Below are 16,702 nucleotides of genomic sequence, written 5' to 3' on the forward strand. Positions count from 1 at the left end.
GGTTTTGTGGCTGAATTTCCCTGTAAGTCCTGAAATAGGAGCTTGCAGATTTATTGGCCACTAACTCTGAACTATTGACTCTGGATAAAATCTTCCTGCCGTAATGGGCGTGAGGAGGTTTAATACCTAGCGAAAATGATTGAGCAGCGAGTAATAACATAAAATCTCAAACCGACTACATGCACCCCCACTGGTAGCTATTTGAATTTATCCTACATTGATTTGGTAACAATTGATAAGTGGGAATTTTCATCAATTTGATTAGTATCTGCTGATAGTGGGGATCGCCTAAAACTACCATGTTAACTTACTAGTTGCGGATAATAACAGGGGGTGCGACCACCAAAGTAAACACACAAAAATGGCAACTCCTAAATAAGCAGGACGGAGAAATTCTGACAATTTCAGAGATTGACGACCGTCAATAATTGCGGCGAAGGGAATAATAGAAGTTCGCTGTTTCACAGTTGCAAAGGCTTCGCCATAACGTTGAGCTAGACGGCGATCCCCATGCCAAACACCAAATAAATGATGCAACACCAAGCCAATTGAGGTCACTAGGGTAAAGGTAGTACCCAACCAGAGAGTATGGGCAACACACCAAATTATTTGCCCTACCATTTGCGGATGACGGGTAATGCGAATAATGCCCGTTTCATACAAATGAACTTGGGGCTTTTGAATCGCCGCAATCTCTAGGAGATTGAAAGTGGCAGGATACAAAAATAAAAAAGAAATCGCTGACAGCACCCAAACTAAAATTTGGATACCGACTACATCCTGCACCTGCCAAAGTTGCAAACCATCATAACGATGATTAAAAAAGTAAATAATTAAGATTACAGCCAAGGGCAGACTGACTAAGGCGAATAAAATTCGGTAAAGCCTTGGCCCAATTAGGTTTTCTGCCCAAGGACGAAGCGCTGCTCCGCCGCTATGAGCGATCGCAAAAACTAACTGTAGCCCCAATATGACAAAATGACTGGGGGTTAACCAAGAAATCAGCATCATAACTTATACGTAAGTGAAGTAAATTAAAGAAAACTTAGTACAGTACAACCAATACCACAAAGTATTTAAACAGGGACTTTAGTCAAGATGTTGTACTACTGTCTTTTCCGAGTCAAGCTTCCAAGTTTAAGATGCGATTAATCATACCGGGAAACCTGGATGTGAAATGCTGATTTCTTGTCAAAGCCGCTCCTTTCTTGTTTGTGGGTTTAGCCTATGTCTGACCTTCCTTTCACTTTAGATCAGTTACGTATTCTCAAAGCGATCGCTGTAGAAGGGAGCTTCAAGCGCGCCGCTGATAGTCTTTACGTATCCCAGCCTGCTGTCAGTTTACAAGTACAAAACTTAGAACGGCAGCTCGATGTCCCATTATTTGACCGTGGAGGACGCCGTGCCCAATTAACCGAAGCCGGACACCTACTACTGAGTTATGGGGAGAAAATTCTCAGTCTCTGTCAAGAAACTTGTCGCGCGATTGAGGATTTACAAAATCTCCAAGGCGGTACTTTGATTGTCGGTGCTTCCCAAACTACTGGCACTTATCTGCTACCGAAAATGATCGGTATGTTTCGGCAAAAATATCCCGATGTCGCCGTACAATTACATGTCCATTCGACTCGCCGCACAGCCTGGAGTGTCGCTAACGGACAAGTGGATTTAGCGATCATTGGCGGCGAAATTCCTGGTGAATTAGCAGAATCTTTAGAAATTATTCCCTATGCTGAAGATGAACTGGTGCTAATTTTACCCGTCTTCCATCCCTTTAGTAAGCTCGACACTATCCAAAAAGAAGACCTTTATAAACTTCAATTCATCACTTTAGATTCACAATCAACTATTCGCAAAGTCATAGACCAAGTACTAGCTCGCTGTGAAATCGATACGCGGCGTTTTAAAGTCGAAATGGAATTGAATTCCATTGAAGCTATTAAAAATGCCGTGCAATCTGGTTTAGGGGCGGCTTTTGTTTCTACTTCTGCTATTGCTAAAGAGTTACAAATGGGCGTATTGCACTGTGCGCCAATAGAAGGCGTAGTGGTCAAACGCACGCTCTGGCTAATTTTTAATCCTAATCGCTATCGCTCCAAAGCAGCAGAAGCTTTTAGTCAAGAAATTCTCCCTCAGTTTGCTACCCCAGGATGGAACCATAATGTATTAAAATTGACGCAAAAAAATTTAATGCTCAATACTCTAGATATAGTGGCACCTGCCATTACTGAGGATGACTGAATTCCCATCAGTAGTTATTGAGTCATGAGCGGGCTAGTAAAGTCTTGGGGAATCACTTGCTGCGATCGCTTGACAGCTAGCAAGTGCTGTGGGCTTCTCCACGAACAACTAGCTAACCTCAAGGGTCATAATGTCATGAGTTAAACAGACTATGACTGCGGTACGGTAGTCATAGTAGCTATTGCGCTTGTTTGGGTTTACTGCCTATCAAGGTTTAGTAGGGCACCTAAAAATTCTGGGCTTTGAGTTAGGAACTTGCAAGTAAAAAAATATTTCCGCAGCGATTGTTGACTGTTGACCGTTGACCGTTGACCGTTGACTGTTAACTGCGAACCGTCAACAGTCAACGACTTGAACGGAATAATTTATTTTTTGGATTTCCCTGAGTTTTGTCGTACAAAGCAGTTACTCTCGTCTGTTATCAGCCTATTTCTAAATGACTGACTCCAAAAAAATACTAGGATAGGGGTAATTTATTTACACCAAACTGTAGGCTGGACTCTTGACTATGGACTCTTGACTATGGACTCTTGACGAATAACTAAAATGGAAGTTTACTGCACTCGTCCACGCTGTCCCCGTCCACAAAACTATTTTGCGGATTTAGATGATAACACAACCCTAAAAACAGTCCAGCAAAAATACTGCACTACCTGTGGAATGCCATTAATGCTAGATGGTCGCTATGTTCCCATCAGGCTTTTAGGTAGGGGAGGGTTTGGCGCTGCATTTCTCGCCCGCGATCGCCGAATTCCCGGAATGCGTCAATGTGTAGTCAAGCAGTTTCAACCTACAGGTAACTTAGGCTTTCATCAACTACAAATAGCTCAACAACTATTTGAAAGAGAAGCAGAAGTTTTGGCAGAAATCGGTAACGAACACGAACAAATTCCCGACTTGTTCGCGTTCTTTCCGATTGCAGTTCCCAGCTTACAACCAGGACAGCAAGACCAGTTTTTTTACTTAGTCCAAGAATATATTAATGGACAAAATCTGGAAGAAGAATTAATTACCAAGGGTAAGTTTTCGGAAGTAGAAATTTTAGAAGTACTGCAAGAAATACTCAAAGTCCTCAAATTCGTTCACAATCGCGGCATTATTCACAGAGATATCAAACCTTCTAATATCATGCGCCGTCGCGATGGCAAAATTTTTTTGCTAGATTTTGGTGCAGTGAAGCAAGTAACCAATTCCCCAGCAATTTCTTCTACAGGTATTTATTCTATAGGCTATGCACCGCCGGAGCAGGTAGCAGGCAATCAGGTATTCCCATCTACAGATTTATATGCCTTAGCTGTAACCGCGATCGCTTTACTTACTGGTCAAGAAGCAACTAAGCTGTTTGATGGCTACAGTAACCAGTGGAAATGGCGCACCCAAGTTAATATTAATCCTCACTTGGCGGATATTTTAGACAAAATGCTCCTCCCGGCTGCTAATCAACGCTTTCAGTCAGCCCAAGAAGTGTTAGACGCATTAACAAGACTCAATCAACCACACTTGATACCATCTACCCAGGTTAAACCCAAACTGCAAAATGCTGCACCAGGTTATATAGGTGTGACATCACAATTACCAACAGCTATACCAGCTTTTTCTACATGGGAATTGTTAGGAGGCGCTGCTTTTAGTGGGTTTGAAGGGGCGTTAATTGGTATTGCTTGTTTTAGTTTGCTCCGTAACCCAATAATTACCCTAAGTATTTCATCTGCTATTTTAGGAATACTGATTTTCGCTCAAGCAAGAAGGTGGATTGAGAAGTTAGATTTATTAATTATTTCGGCTATTTCTTTTGCTATTATTTTTTTTATCCCACTCTTGCGCGCACAACTGGGAATTCAACAGATATTAATCTTAGCATTTGTCTCTGCTTTAGTAAGTATTGCATTAACTGCTCTATTTCGTCTGATTTATAAATTACTTTCTTTAATTCTTTAAGCTGGTTCTGCGTAACAAATTAAAATTCAAGTTTTTATTAAAATTTAAGAAAATTTTCACAGGGGCATCTTCAGAGAAATCAGTAATTAATTTTTTAATTACCGAGCGCTGCGTAAACTTACTTTTACCAATTCTTAACCCGATAACACGCACAATGGAAAATTGCCAGCGTGGATAAGTAACAATCAAAATAATAATTATGTTGCCAAAAAACGAAACTAATGAAACTGGGGTTTTGGTTTTAACTTTGGTGGTGACGCTAGGATTGGTTGGTAGTGTCTTTTGGTGGTTAGCCAATAATTCTGGTGTAATTGATAATTTGACACCTAATCAATCTCGCCCATCACAAGATACATATACCCACAAAATTGATCTTCCTTCAGGCTTGTTTAGTTATGGGGGTAGCACTACCTGGGCCCCTATCCGCAAAGAAGTCGAGCCAGCTATGCAACAGTTGTCGCCGAAGTTTCAATTACGTTATACCAATCCCACCACAGGCGCACCTGGTTCGGGTACGGGGATTAAAATGCTTTTGGAGAACCAACTATCTTTTTCCCAGTCATCTCGCTCACTCAAAGATGATGAGTTTCAAAAGGCACAACAACGGGGGTTTACACTCAAAGAAATTCCTGTAGCGATTGACGGAATTGCGATCGCAGTTCATCCCAATCTGCAAATTCCCGGTTTAACTCTGGCACAGATCAAAGATATCTACACAGGTAAAATTACCAACTGGAAACAGGTAAACGGCCCTAATTTACCGATTACAGCCTACTCTCGCCGTTTAGAGGAGGGGGGTACTATCGAATTTTTCGATGAAAATATTATGGCAGGAGAAAAATTTGGCTCCAATATCAAATTTATCCCTACCACAACCCAAGCCTTAAGAGAAGTGGCAAAGAATCCAGGGGGAATTTACTACAGTTCTGCTCCGGAAATAGTTGGGCAATGTGGTGTCAAGCCCTTACCTTTAGGGCGGAAACCCGATCAACTGATTCCACCTTACAAACAACCTTTTGTCCCCCTGCAAAACTGTCCGCAACAGCGTAACCAAATCAATGCAGTTGCTTTTCAAACAGGTGAATACCCAATTACTAGGCGGTTATTTGTAATTATTAAACAAAATGGACAAAGCGATCAGCTGGCTGGAGAAGCTTATGCCAACTGGCTACTAACTAACCAAGGTCAGGAATTAATAGCTAAAGCCGGATTCGTCAGACTTCGCTAAGTCTCCATCTGTGATTACTGGTGTTTTAGTAACAATTTACGCAGGAACATAAAGCCGAGAATCTAGGGGCTAGAAAATTCTATTTTCTAGAGATTTTTTGATGAAGGATAGTGCATCTGCTATATAAAAACTAGACAAGTCTAGACATTTATTTCTTGCTTCATCGGGAGCATGGGAGCGGTTATCCCTCAGCAAGCTTTCACGCTTTAGCCAAACGTGATAAATTAATTGCTGCGTTTAAATCCCTGTCCATCAAATGATGACAAATGCCACAAATGTAAGTCCTTTTTTTTAATGGCATATCTTGAATATGCCCACAGTGTGAACAGGTTTTACTTGATGGGAACCAACGGTCAGCAAAGATTATTTCGCAGCCAAACTTTTTAGCTTTATATTCCAACTGGCGTTTAAACTCATGAAATCCACAATCAGCAATCGCTTGCGCCAGTTTGTGATTAGATAGCATCCCAGAAACGTTTAAATCTTCTACTACTATTTTTGCGTGGTTTTTGCATAAGAAAGTAGTGATTTGATGAAGAGTGTTCTTCCTGAGATTAACCACCCTAGCATGATGTTTAGCAAGTCGGATTTTAGCTTTATGTCTGTTGTTAGAACCTTTATTTTTTCTGACGAAATTTCTCGATAGTCTTCTGAGTTGTTCTAGGTTAGTTTTATAGTGCTTAGGATTAGGAAACACTACACCAGTAGACAGTGTAGCTAGTTCCTTAATACCCAAATCAACTCCTACAACATCGTATTGTTTAGTGCCAGGTTTATGTTCTTGCTCATAAGCGAAAGCGATAAACCAACTATCAGCAATTCTTGAAATAGTGATGGATTTACAAGTAGTATAAGGCAATCCTTCATAAGTTCTAACCCAACCAATAGCGGGAAGCTTAATTGATTTACCACCAACTGGAATAGGTTTACCGCTAGCATCAATAGTAAAAGAATCATGATGACCCTTCTTTTTGAAATTAGGATAGCCACCTTTACCAGAGAAGAAACGAGCAAAAGCGTCGCCTAAATTATCAAAAGCATATTGAGTAATTTTTTGACAAATACCTTTTTCTTTAATCCACTCAAACTCAGGTTTAACATGGTTGTTAAAGAACTTCTTTAGAATATATTTGTTAGGCTTCAATCCATCTTTGAACAAGTTATTCCAAGTAGCAAGACCCCAGTTATAGGTAAACCTAGCAATACCAGCGTGTTTACTCATTATTATTTCTTGAGTTTTACTTAGCTTTAGCTTTGTTTTGATGGATAAAAGCATGGTTCCTGAGCAAGGTACAAGGATTGCTTGACCTCAACACTGTGTTTCTTTATCTCTTGATTCTAATTCCCTGTGTCTAGGTTTGTTAATAGTTTCTTTGAGCTTATTCTTGAGATGCATCCCATCTTTGTAATGTTTTTACTGTTACGCCTAACTTTTTTGCAAACTCGTGTGGTTTGTACATAAGGCTAATGTCTATACTTCAACCTTATTAGACATAGTTGTCTATACTTTTACTGTTTTGAAACTTCTCCTCATCCCCCTTTATAAACATGGCAATAGACGAATAAAAGGGACAACAGAGACAAGGAAGATAAGTATTTGTAACTCTTAAACGGATTGCTATAGTGAGAAATTTTATGATTGAGACTAACAAGTCACAAAATATTATGGGTAAAATTTTACCTACCGTAGTTAGAGATCGTAATTAATCTAAATAATTACCTGTACCAAAGTTACCCCCAGATTTGGATAAAAATCTAGCGGCAGCAATGTTTTTCCCAGACATCTTAATTAGTTAAGCCTGCTGGATTGTTGATGGAATTGGTTTCCACCAATGCCCAAGGCTGACAGCAATTAGATGTTAGTCCTGGTTGTAGTAATAATTTTTTTGCCCTAGAGGTGATTCCTCAATGCTCAATTTCACCTTTGCTGTTGGGGTAAATACAAAGGTAGTACGTTGCTCTTTACCGCAAACAATTGCTCTCCCATTTGCATGTTTTGGTAAATGAAACACATTGAACATTGAGGCTTACCTATCGGAAATTACCCGATTACACACAATCTGTTTGTGGTGGTCAAACAGACTGGTCAAACCGAGCAGCAAACAATGGTTGCTGATGCCAACTTACTTTTTACTGAGCAGGAGCAGGAACCGATCGCCCAAACTAGGTTTGTTCAAATTCGCTGACACCTGCTATTGATAGCAGATCTGAACTTAACCTTAGCTAGCTCTATTAATCGATTCTGCTGGTAAGCAAATGAGATTGTCCCCTTGGGTCAAAATTAAACCACGTTGACGTAATTTGCCCATTAAACGGGTGACGGTTACACGAGTTGAACCGATCGCACTACCAATTTGAGCGTGGGTCAAGGGGAAGGGCAAACAATAGCCGCGAATGACATCGGGATCGGTTTCGCTCATTGCCGGCTCGCCATATTCCTCAATCAACAAAGTGAGGAATCCTAACAAACGGTCAATGGTGCGGCGTTGTCCCAAAGCACTCAGCCACAACAATTTACGTTGGTGCTGATATCTAAAGGCGTCCATAACTTCGCGACGGAAGTGAGGCCAGTTATCCAAATCGTGCCAGTACATCCACAACACCGCAGTTTGATCGACGTGAGCGTAAGCCTGGAGTGTGAATGGTGACTGAGCAACAATTTCAAATGGTTGTCCTGCACCCACAAAACCCAAGAAAGCTTCTTCTGGAGTTCTGTTGATGCGACGAGAGGTTAACTGGCTGGCAGTGGCGCTAACTTGGGCGGTTCCTACCATGCGGATCGCACCCCTTTGCACCAAATATAGCAATCCAGGGCGAGCTGGAATGCGCTCATCTTTGCTGAAGGTACGGCAGCGATAGTGTTCTTGAGCCCAGTCAAGAATGCGTTGCCAAGTTAAAAACGGACGAGAAGCCTCGGAAAAAGAGGATGGAGATTGCATAGGTAACAAAGAGCGTTCGGCTGAAGACAAAGACGACAAAAAAGGTGCAAGGAGTGTCTTTGTGTTGGCGAGTCCGGCTTAACGCCTAACAGCGCCAGCCATCCAAAGAATAGAAAGCATTTTACTCCCTACTCTTTTGTTATACTTCTTACTGTACAATGATGGTAGTAAAGTTTACCCTCTATTCATTGAATATTCATCAAATTTTATTCTACTCTCATTTTTCTTTATCTAGAAGAAACTTACAACTTTAGATAGATGACAGAGAATCAGCACTTTGGGAGTGAGGCTGTCTTCATTCAGAACTACGTGCATTTTCAGGTACTAGTGAGTAAATACACAGCATTTAAGCAGTTAATATACAGCCAAATAAAAAAAACCTTAAGTGTTTGTACTTCTGAGTCAAAAAGTTTATGCATAAAAGAGGAAAAATTGCCTCTGTATAAAGGTAGAGATGAAAAAAGAATTTTATATATTTCTGGTATAGCTCTGTGGCTAGAAAAATCTCAGAATTATGAAGCGATGGCAATGGCTCAGGCGATCGCTAACGACCTATTAGCGTCCTGTGGCGACGTTTTTCAGGTGGCAATTGTTCCCCCTGGTTGGATTTATTTAGAATTGTCTCAGCCAATCTTAGCGGCTTGGTTACAAAATATTACAGATGGCAATTTAGGGCGAGCAGGAAGGAGCGAGATAACAGCAAATCTTAACATTAACAATTCCCATCGCTTATTTACGGTGCAATATGCCCATGCGCGTTGCTGCTCGCTATTGCAGCAAGCTCACCGAGAAGAATTAATTCAACTGGGGGCAGTGCAAAATCAAGCAATTAGTAGTTCAGGGACAACTTTATGGCAGATTTTGTTTCCTAACCCGATACCTTGGCTGAACAGTGATGGAAAACTGCGGTGCTATCATCTGCCTGAAAGTCAACTCATAGGCGAGTTAGTGCAGGTTGTCGATGATTTGCATAGTGATGTGGTTAAAAGTTCAGTTAACTGGGAAAAAGCTGCTTTGAATTTAAGCCAAGCTTTTGAAAATTTTTGGAGCCAGTGCCGCATTTGGGGCAAAGTCAAAATCGCAGCGCGGGAACTAGCTCAAGCCAGACTGGGATTAGTGATGGTTACACAGTCTGTATTGAGGTTGTTGCTAGAGGAAAAACTTGGGGTTGTTGCGCCTTTGGAACTATGAGGGGCTAGGGCGTGTTTTCAAACCCCAAAAGTAGGTTGCTTGAGGTGAACGCAACCCAAAGAAGTAACGTAAATGTTGGGTTACCCTGCGGGAAGCCCTTCGGGTGACGCTCCCTCGTCGCTACCGCTTCGCTAAGGGCAGTTGCTACCCTTCGGGAACGCTTTCAGCGAACAAGTCGGGGAACCGCAAGGGCGCACTGCCTCACCGCTCCGCGTCTACGTTCCTCAAACGCCACTCGCCTCAAGCCGGGAAACCCGTCCACGGCGGTGGCTCCCCAACCTACAATTAAGTCGAATTTAGAGTTTGAAAACAGTCCCTAGCCCCTAATCTTTCTAAGCACGAATAGAGAATTTTAAGCAATACTGGTACAAGAAGTTTTACACAAAATCCCAAAATGGTAATTAGAGCGAGTGATACCTCTCTATTGGAGTGGACAGGAGATACTTTAGCAATTGGCTTATTTGAAGATGGCGTAGAGTTAACTGGCGAATTGGCGACTTTAGATAGTAAATTTGCCGGGATTTTGAAAGAACTTATTGCCGAAGAAGAATTTAAGGGTAAAGCCAATAGCACTATTTTTACGCGGATAGCTGCTAGTACTCCTGTAAAAAAAGTGATTTTGGTGGGTTTGGGAAAAGCTGACTCACTGAAAGTAGATGGTTTGCGACGCGCAGCTGCGGCTGTTGGGCGAGTAGCGAAGAAGCAAAAAGCTAAAGTTTTAGGTTTTAGTTTTCCATTATGGAACAACGATCCGGCGATAACTGCCCAAGCGATCGCGGAAGGTGTACAATTAGCGCTTTACCAAGATACCCGCTTTAAGTCGGAATCTGAAGAAAATAAATCACAAGTCGAGACAGTAGATTTACTAGGATTTGGCGGACAAGAAGCGGCTATTACCAAGGCAAATCAAATAGTTTCTGGGGTAATTTTAGCTAGAGAATTAGTAGCAGCCCCAGCCAATGCTGTAACACCGATTACAATGGCGGAAACTGCGCAAGCGATCGCCAAAGACCACGGTTTACAACTGCAAATTTTAGAAAAGGAAGATTGTGAAAAGTTGGGTATGGGTGCTTTTTTAGGCGTCGCCCAAGCTTCCGATTTGCCACCAAAATTTATTCACCTAACTTATAAGCCAGAAGGCGCACCCACACGCAAACTAGCAATTATTGGTAAAGGCTTAACCTTCGACTCCGGCGGACTCAACATTAAAGGCGCTGGTAGCGGTATTGAAACTATGAAAATTGATATGGGTGGAGCCGCCGCCACTTTAGGTGCAGCCAAAGCCATTGCCCAATTAAAGCCAAGTGTCGAAGTACACTTTATCTCCGCCGTCACCGAAAACATGATTAGCGGTAAAGCAATGCACCCTGGTGACGTTCTCAAAGCTTCCAATGGCAAAACTATTGAAGTCAATAATACAGATGCAGAAGGACGTTTAACCCTAGCTGACGCCTTAGTCTATGCCGATAAATTAGGCGTAGATGCGATCGTTGATTTAGCTACCCTGACTGGTGCTAATGTTATCGCCTTAGGTGATGATATTGCTGGTTTATTTACTCCCGATGATGGTGTAGCTACCCAACTAGAAAAAGCCGCAGCCAACACCGGTGAAAAGATTTGGCGGATGCCAATGGAAGAAAAATATTTTGAGGGGCTAAAGTCTGGCATCGCCGACATGAAAAATACTGGCCCCCGTCCTGGCGGTGCAATTACTGCGGCTCTATTTCTCAAACAATTTGTTAAAGACACCCCTTGGGCACACTTAGATATTGCTGGACCAGTATGGTCAGATAAAGAAAACGGCTACAACGGCCCCGGTGCCACCGGCTTTGGTGTCAGAACCCTCGTTGATTGGGTATTGAGTTAAGAGCATTGGGCATTGGGCATTGGGCATTGGGCATTGGGCATTGGGCAAAGACGCGATGAATCGCGTCTCTACAATTGTCCTCCTTGTCCCCCTCCCCCTGCTCCCTGCTCCCTGCCCCCCTGCCTCCAATCCCCCCACACACCACCAATTCATGTTATGTTGGGCTTGCCAGAACCTCTTACGTAGTAGGCAGAGTAATTTGGCAGTCTAAAGTTCCGATTTTTCGGTACAAGCCATCTGGTAAAATTTGTAAGGTTTCTAAAAGCTCTAAGCAATGGGATCGACTGGCGTAAGGATCGCAATTGACGCAATGGGAGGGGATCATGCACCCGGTGAAATCGTAGCTGGCGCAATACGAGCGCGAGAAGAATTGGGTGTAAAAGTCCTGTTGGTGGGTGATCCCCAACAAATTGAAGCTTCCCTACCGCCAAAAACCAACATGGCGGAGGTAGAGATCGTTCCTGCTGAGGATGCGATCGCAATGGATGAGGAGCCTTTAAACGCGGTTAGGCGCAAACGTAAGGCTTCAATTAATGTGGCGATGGATCTAGTCAAACAACAGCAAGCTGATGCAGTGTTCTCAGCCGGACACTCTGGGGCAGCAATGGCCTCTGCTTTGCTGCGTCTAGGACGATTGCCGGGAATTGACCGCCCCGCAATTGGCACAGTGTTTCCCACAATTAAAGCTGGCAAGCAAGTACTTATACTTGATGTGGGTGCCAATGTAGACTGCCGACCAAAATTTTTAGAGCAGTTTGCTGTGATGGGTTCTGCCTACAGTAAGTATGTGCTGGGTACAGAAGAACCACAAATAGGTTTGTTGAACATCGGCGAAGAAGATACCAAAGGTAATGAAGTGGCTTTGCGCGCCCATCAACTCCTGCGGGAAAATTCCCAAATATCTTTTAAGGGGAATGCCGAAGGGCGTGATGTGCTTTCCGGCGACTTTGATGTAATTGTCTGTGATGGCTTCGTCGGCAATATTCTGTTGAAATTTGCTGAAGCCGTAGGCGGCGTGATTTTGCAAATTCTCCGAGAAGAATTACCCCAAGGCTTGCACGGTCAAATCGGTACAGCAATTTTAAAACCCAACCTCAAACGAATTAAGCAGCGCATGGATCACGCAGAACATGGCGGTGCTTTGCTCTTAGGCGTGGACGGAGTTTGCTTAATTGGTCACGGTAGCTCACAAGCACCTTCAGTTTTTAATGCAGTTCGCATGGCCAAAGAAGCTGTAGACAATCAAGTGCTACAACGACTTCGGTCTCAATATGAAGCCCTACAGCGTGATAGTGATTAGCAATCAGCCAAAATACAGCAATATAAAGCATAAAAACAGCGATTAGTCAATAGTAAATAACTAACGACTAATGATTACTAATGACTAACAGCTGATAGGTGAGATTTCGGGAGACAAGGAGTGCATAAGTTAGGCATAGCAATTACTGGAAGTGGCTCGGCAGTACCCGAAACTTCCCTAGCAAATGAAGCGCTGACCGAACTGGTGGAAACATCCGACGAATGGATCACCACGAGAACAGGAATTCGCCAAAGAAGAGTAGCATCGCCAACAGAGTCTTTGAGTTTACTGGCAGCTAAAGCCAGTCGTCAAGCGATCGCCCAAGCGGGGATTACTCCAGAAGATGTAGATTTAATTTTATTGGCAACTTCTACCCCTGATGATTTATTTGGCAGTGCTTGTCAAATCCAGGCTGAACTAGGAGCGAAGGGAGCCGTAGCCTTTGACTTAACTGCTGCCTGTTCTGGCTTTGTATTTGGACTAGTAACGGCTGCCCAATACATTAGAACTGGCGTATATCAAAATGTACTTTTGATCGGGGCAGACATCCTCTCTCGCTGGGTAGATTGGCAAGACCGCCGCACCTGTGTATTGTTCGGTGATGGTGCAGGGGCAGTAATATTGCAAGCCAATGAAAGCGATCGCTTGCTAGGATTTACACTCAAAAGTGATGGCAGCCAAAACCACTACCTGAATCTCGCCTATCAAGCTGCAGATCAAGAACTGATTCCTGGAGTTAACATCAGCCAAGGTAAATATCATCCCATCACGATGAACGGCAAAGAAGTCTATCGCTTCGCCGTGCAAAAAGTGCCAGAAGTCATCGATAAAACCTTATTTCAGGCTAACCTCACCATTGACCAAATAGATTGGCTAGTCTTACACCAAGCCAACCAACGGATTTTAGATGCGGTTGCTCAACGCCTCAATATTCCCAACGATAAAGTAATTAGTAATCTCGCCAATTATGGCAACACCTCCGCCGCCTCCATCCCCATCGCCTTAGACGAAGCCGTGCGGCAAGGTAAAATCAAACCCAATGACACAATAGCTGTATCCGGCTTTGGCGCTGGACTCACATGGGGTGCAGCAATTTTCCAGTGGGGAAGATAAAGCTTAGTCAAGAGTCCATAGTCCATAGTCAAATGACTGTTGACTGTTGACTGTTGACTGTTGACCAATGACAATTGACCAATGACAATTGACCAATGACTAAAACTGCATGGGTGTTTCCCGGACAAGGTTCCCAAGCTACAGGAATGGGAATAGATTTGTTAGATATACCTTTGGCGAAAGAGAGATTTGCCGAAGCTGAGACTATCTTAGGCTGGTCTGTAATCGAAAAGTGCCAAAGTGAAGCAGAAGAGTTATCACGCACTCTCTACACCCAGTCTTGTCTCTATGTAGTAGAAACCATTCTTGCTGACTTAACTAGGGAACGGGGACAACAGCCAGATTTAGTTGCCGGTCACAGTTTAGGCGAATACATAGCCCTTTACGTTGCAGGTGTATTTGGTTGGGCTGAAGGTTTACGTCTAGTCAAGCGTCGCGCTGAACTCATGGATAGCGTTTCTGGGGGAATGATGGCGGCGCTGATGAACTTTGACCGCGAACAGTTGGATACGGTTATCGCCGCTACACCTGATGCAGTCCTAGCCAATGATAACAGCCCCGCCCAAGTTGTCATTTCTGGCACTCCAGACGCCGTACAAAAGGTAATGTCTGAAGTTAAAGCCAAACGCGCCATCCCGTTAAAAGTTTCCGGTGCATTTCACTCCCCCTTAATGGAAGCCGCTTCGCAAGAATTCCAAGAAATTCTTGCAGATGTGGAATTCCAACCTGCTAACGTCCCCGTAGTTTCCAACGTCGAACCTGCACCCACCGTTGATGCAGAAAATTTAAAACAGCGCCTCATCAATCAAATGACAGGTTCAGTCAGATGGCGAGAAATTTCCTTACTGCTTCCCACCATTGGTATTGAGAAAGTAGTAGAAATCGGCCCTGGTAACGTGCTAACTGGTTTAATTAAACGTACCACCTCTGATTTAAGCTTAGAAAATATTCGTAATGCCTCTGAGTTACCTAGTTAGGGTCTAGGGGCTAGGGAAGGGAGACAGGGAGGACAAGGAGGACAAGGGGGAGATTGACCATTGACCATTGACCATTGACTATTGACTATTGACTATTGACCAATGACCAAAAGCCGAGAACCATTCATTAGTTTGGCACTGTATCACGCTTTTAAGTGGTCAGTGGTTAGCCCTATGCTACATACTTACTTTCGCGTCAGGATTGAGGGTGTGGAAAATGTGCCGCAATCCGGGCCTTTATTGGTGATAAGTAATCATGCTAGCTATTTTGACCCGCCAATTGTCTCTAACTGTGTGCTGCGTCCTGTGGCTTACATGGCGAAGGAAGAGTTATTTAAAGTCCCTGTTTTGGCGCAAGCAATTAAATTATATGGTGCGTACCCTGTCAGTCGGGGTGCAGCCGATCGCACTGCTATTCGTTCTGCTTTAGAATGTATTGATAATGGTTGGGCTGTAGGTGTTTTCTTGGAAGGTACCCGCACCCCAGATGGTCGAATTACAGACCCCAAAAGAGGCGCAGCTTTGTTGGCCGCCAAGGCGAAAGCACCAATTTTACCAGTTAGTTTATGGGGTACGGAGAAAATTCTGCAAAAAGGCTCGTCAATACCCCAAGCAGTACCCATCACTGTGAGAATTGGTAAGGTAATTGATGCACCTACTTCCACAAATAAAGAGGAATTACAAGCGCTGACGCAAAAATGCGCCGATGTAATTAACCAGATGCATGATTTAGGAAGATAAGTTAGAAAATCATAAAAATCTGCTCAAAGGAGGTAGCGATCGCTCTTAGGTTTCTGTAGGTTTAAATACAATGCCTTTTTTGAATTCCTTATGAGCGCCTTTGAAGCTAAGACTTTTTGGGAACGATTAAATAATTTAGCGTTAGTCCGTTTTTTGCTTTTAGTAGCTTCTGGCTGGGCAAGCATCCTACTTTTAGAATACTTTCAAGGGGTGATTGTAATTTTTACATTCGCCGCTATTTTAGCTTTTTTACTCAGCTATCCAGTACAATGGCTACGGCGTTTTTTACCCCACGGTATCGCTGTTTTTTTGGTTTTCCTCCTTAGCATTGTGATTATTGGGGGAATAGCAATCACTTTAGGTTTAGCTGTTTTATCCCAAGGTCAACAATTAGTAGATAGTATCACTACTTTTTTAAATTCTTTAGCTCCGTTCATAGAGCGATTAGAAACATTTTTACGCAACCGCAACTTGCAAATAGATTTAGACTTTATTCAAGAGCAATTACGTAATCAAGCTGTTAATAGCTTAGTTAATAGCTTAACTATTTTACAACAGTTTTTAACTAATTTTGTCACTTTTATCTTAATTTCTGTGATTGCTTTCTTTATGCTTTTAGATGGCGAGAAAATTTGGCAATTAATATTAAAAATAGTCCCCAGACAACGCCGCACTAGATTTAATAAAGTCATCCAACGCAGCTTTTTAGGATTTTTTCGCGGTCAATTGCTGTTAACTTTATTTTTAACCAGTGCGACTTTATTAGTATTTTTACTTTTAAACGTGCCTTTCGCCTTACTATTATCAGTAATTGTGGGTTTATTAGATGTAATACCTGGTATCGGCGCAACATTAGGAGTGAGTACTATCACCTTAATTGTATTATCTCAAAATGTGTGGCTAGCTTTAAAAGTATTTATTGCTTGCATTATTCTTCAACAAATCCAAGATAACTTAATTGCACCGCGAATTATGCAAGGTGCGCTGAATCTAAACCCAATAGTAGTATTTTTTGCATTGCTAGTAGGTGCAAGAGTAGCAGGTTTGCTAGGAGTTTTTATATCTATCCCTATCGCTGGCGTAATTGTCTCTTTATTTGAAATTGAGGAAATGCAAGCAGAGGGTTAGTAATTGGTCATTTGTTTTTGGTGTTTACAAAAATGTACA

13 protein-coding genes are annotated in these 16,702 nt (G+C 42.6%); 10 read left to right on the top strand and 3 right to left on the bottom strand.

Features of this window, described 5'->3' with window-relative positions:
* Positions 1–294: 294 nt before the first annotated feature.
* A complete protein-coding gene (locus tag AACW45_RS02890; protein WP_190627378.1) occupies positions 295–1,011 on the bottom strand; it encodes an NnrU family protein in 717 nt (238 codons plus the stop codon).
* 216 nt (positions 1,012–1,227) lie between these two features.
* On the opposite strand from AACW45_RS02890, the gene AACW45_RS02895 reads away from it, so the two are divergent.
* The 3 genes from AACW45_RS02895 (at position 1,228) to AACW45_RS02905 (ending at position 5,407) form a co-directional block, all read left to right on the top strand.
* Positions 1,228–2,241: a LysR family transcriptional regulator gene (locus tag AACW45_RS02895; RefSeq protein ID WP_190627380.1), complete on the top strand. Its 1,014-nt coding sequence runs from the start codon at positions 1,228–1,230 to the stop codon at positions 2,239–2,241.
* A gap of 546 nt (positions 2,242–2,787) precedes the next feature.
* Positions 2,788–4,179, top strand: a complete 1,392-nt coding sequence (locus tag AACW45_RS02900) for a serine/threonine-protein kinase (protein WP_190627381.1) — start codon at positions 2,788–2,790, stop codon at positions 4,177–4,179.
* Between the two features lie 199 nt (positions 4,180–4,378).
* Positions 4,379–5,407 carry a PstS family phosphate ABC transporter substrate-binding protein gene (locus AACW45_RS02905; RefSeq protein WP_190627383.1) on the top strand — a complete coding sequence of 343 codons (1,029 nt, stop codon included), beginning with the start codon at positions 4,379–4,381 and terminating at the stop codon, positions 5,405–5,407.
* Positions 5,408–5,606: 199 nt separating this feature from the next.
* Here AACW45_RS02905 and AACW45_RS02910 read toward each other — a convergent pair whose 3' ends face one another.
* Positions 5,607–6,683: an RNA-guided endonuclease InsQ/TnpB family protein gene (locus AACW45_RS02910; RefSeq protein WP_190627384.1), complete on the bottom strand. Its 1,077-nt coding sequence runs from the start codon at positions 6,681–6,683 to the stop codon at positions 5,607–5,609.
* Positions 6,684–7,626: 943 nt separating this feature from the next.
* Complete coding sequence (locus tag AACW45_RS02915) at positions 7,627–8,346, bottom strand: Crp/Fnr family transcriptional regulator (RefSeq protein ID WP_015114387.1); 720 nt, start codon at positions 8,344–8,346, stop codon at positions 7,627–7,629.
* A 432-nt stretch (positions 8,347–8,778) separates the two neighbouring features.
* Between AACW45_RS02915 and AACW45_RS02920 the strand changes: the two genes are divergently transcribed.
* The 7 genes from AACW45_RS02920 to AACW45_RS02950 all read left to right on the top strand — a co-directional run bounded on the left by AACW45_RS02920 (position 8,779) and on the right by AACW45_RS02950 (position 16,663).
* Positions 8,779–9,537 (top strand): DALR anticodon-binding domain-containing protein, encoded by a 759-nt coding sequence (locus tag AACW45_RS02920; protein ID WP_242045442.1) that lies wholly within the window; start codon positions 8,779–8,781, stop codon positions 9,535–9,537.
* Positions 9,538–9,931: 394 nt separating this feature from the next.
* Positions 9,932–11,404 (top strand): leucyl aminopeptidase, encoded by a 1,473-nt coding sequence (locus AACW45_RS02925; RefSeq protein ID WP_190627386.1) that lies wholly within the window; start codon positions 9,932–9,934, stop codon positions 11,402–11,404.
* Positions 11,405–11,678: 274 nt separating this feature from the next.
* Positions 11,679–12,704, top strand: a complete 1,026-nt coding sequence (plsX, locus tag AACW45_RS02930) for a phosphate acyltransferase PlsX (RefSeq protein WP_190627388.1) — start codon at positions 11,679–11,681, stop codon at positions 12,702–12,704.
* Between the two features lie 120 nt (positions 12,705–12,824).
* Entirely contained in the window at positions 12,825–13,817 is a 993-nt protein-coding gene (locus AACW45_RS02935) for a beta-ketoacyl-ACP synthase III (protein WP_190627390.1), read from the top strand.
* A 95-nt stretch (positions 13,818–13,912) separates the two neighbouring features.
* The gene (fabD, locus tag AACW45_RS02940) at positions 13,913–14,794 is read left to right on the top strand and encodes an ACP S-malonyltransferase (RefSeq protein ID WP_190627392.1); all 882 of its coding nucleotides are present in this window, start codon (positions 13,913–13,915) and stop codon (positions 14,792–14,794) included.
* Positions 14,795–14,896: 102 nt separating this feature from the next.
* A complete protein-coding gene (locus AACW45_RS02945) occupies positions 14,897–15,535 on the top strand; it encodes a lysophospholipid acyltransferase family protein (RefSeq protein ID WP_190627394.1) in 639 nt (212 codons plus the stop codon).
* 90 nt (positions 15,536–15,625) lie between these two features.
* On the top strand, positions 15,626–16,663 hold the full coding sequence (locus tag AACW45_RS02950) for an AI-2E family transporter (protein WP_190627397.1): 1,038 nt from the start codon (positions 15,626–15,628) through the stop codon (positions 16,661–16,663).
* The last annotated feature ends 39 nt before the right edge of the window (positions 16,664–16,702 follow it).

It is taken from the genome of Calothrix sp. FACHB-168, assembly GCF_963889195.1.
Lineage (GTDB): Bacteria > Cyanobacteriota > Cyanobacteriia > Cyanobacteriales > Nostocaceae > Aulosira > Aulosira anomala_A.

What these genes read in the sequence shown, in the direction of transcription:
- AACW45_RS02895 (WP_190627380.1), top strand. Translation starts at nt 1,228, where the DNA reads ATGTCTGACCTTCCTTTCACTTTAGATCAGTTACGTATTCTCAAAGCG.
- AACW45_RS02905 (WP_190627383.1), top strand. Translation starts at nt 4,379, where the DNA reads ATGTTGCCAAAAAACGAAACTAATGAAACTGGGGTTTTGGTTTTAACT.
- AACW45_RS02900 (WP_190627381.1), top strand. Translation starts at nt 2,788, where the DNA reads ATGGAAGTTTACTGCACTCGTCCACGCTGTCCCCGTCCACAAAACTAT.
- AACW45_RS02890 (WP_190627378.1), bottom strand. Translation starts at nt 1,011, where the DNA reads ATGATGCTGATTTCTTGGTTAACCCCCAGTCATTTTGTCATATTGGGG.
- AACW45_RS02910 (WP_190627384.1), bottom strand. Translation starts at nt 6,683, where the DNA reads ATGCTTTTATCCATCAAAACAAAGCTAAAGCTAAGTAAAACTCAAGAA.
- plsX (WP_190627388.1), top strand. Translation starts at nt 11,679, where the DNA reads ATGGGATCGACTGGCGTAAGGATCGCAATTGACGCAATGGGAGGGGAT.
- AACW45_RS02925 (WP_190627386.1), top strand. Translation starts at nt 9,932, where the DNA reads ATGGTAATTAGAGCGAGTGATACCTCTCTATTGGAGTGGACAGGAGAT.
- fabD (WP_190627392.1), top strand. Translation starts at nt 13,913, where the DNA reads ATGACTAAAACTGCATGGGTGTTTCCCGGACAAGGTTCCCAAGCTACA.
- AACW45_RS02945 (WP_190627394.1), top strand. Translation starts at nt 14,897, where the DNA reads ATGACCAAAAGCCGAGAACCATTCATTAGTTTGGCACTGTATCACGCT.
- AACW45_RS02915 (WP_015114387.1), bottom strand. Translation starts at nt 8,346, where the DNA reads ATGCAATCTCCATCCTCTTTTTCCGAGGCTTCTCGTCCGTTTTTAACT.
- AACW45_RS02950 (WP_190627397.1), top strand. Translation starts at nt 15,626, where the DNA reads ATGAGCGCCTTTGAAGCTAAGACTTTTTGGGAACGATTAAATAATTTA.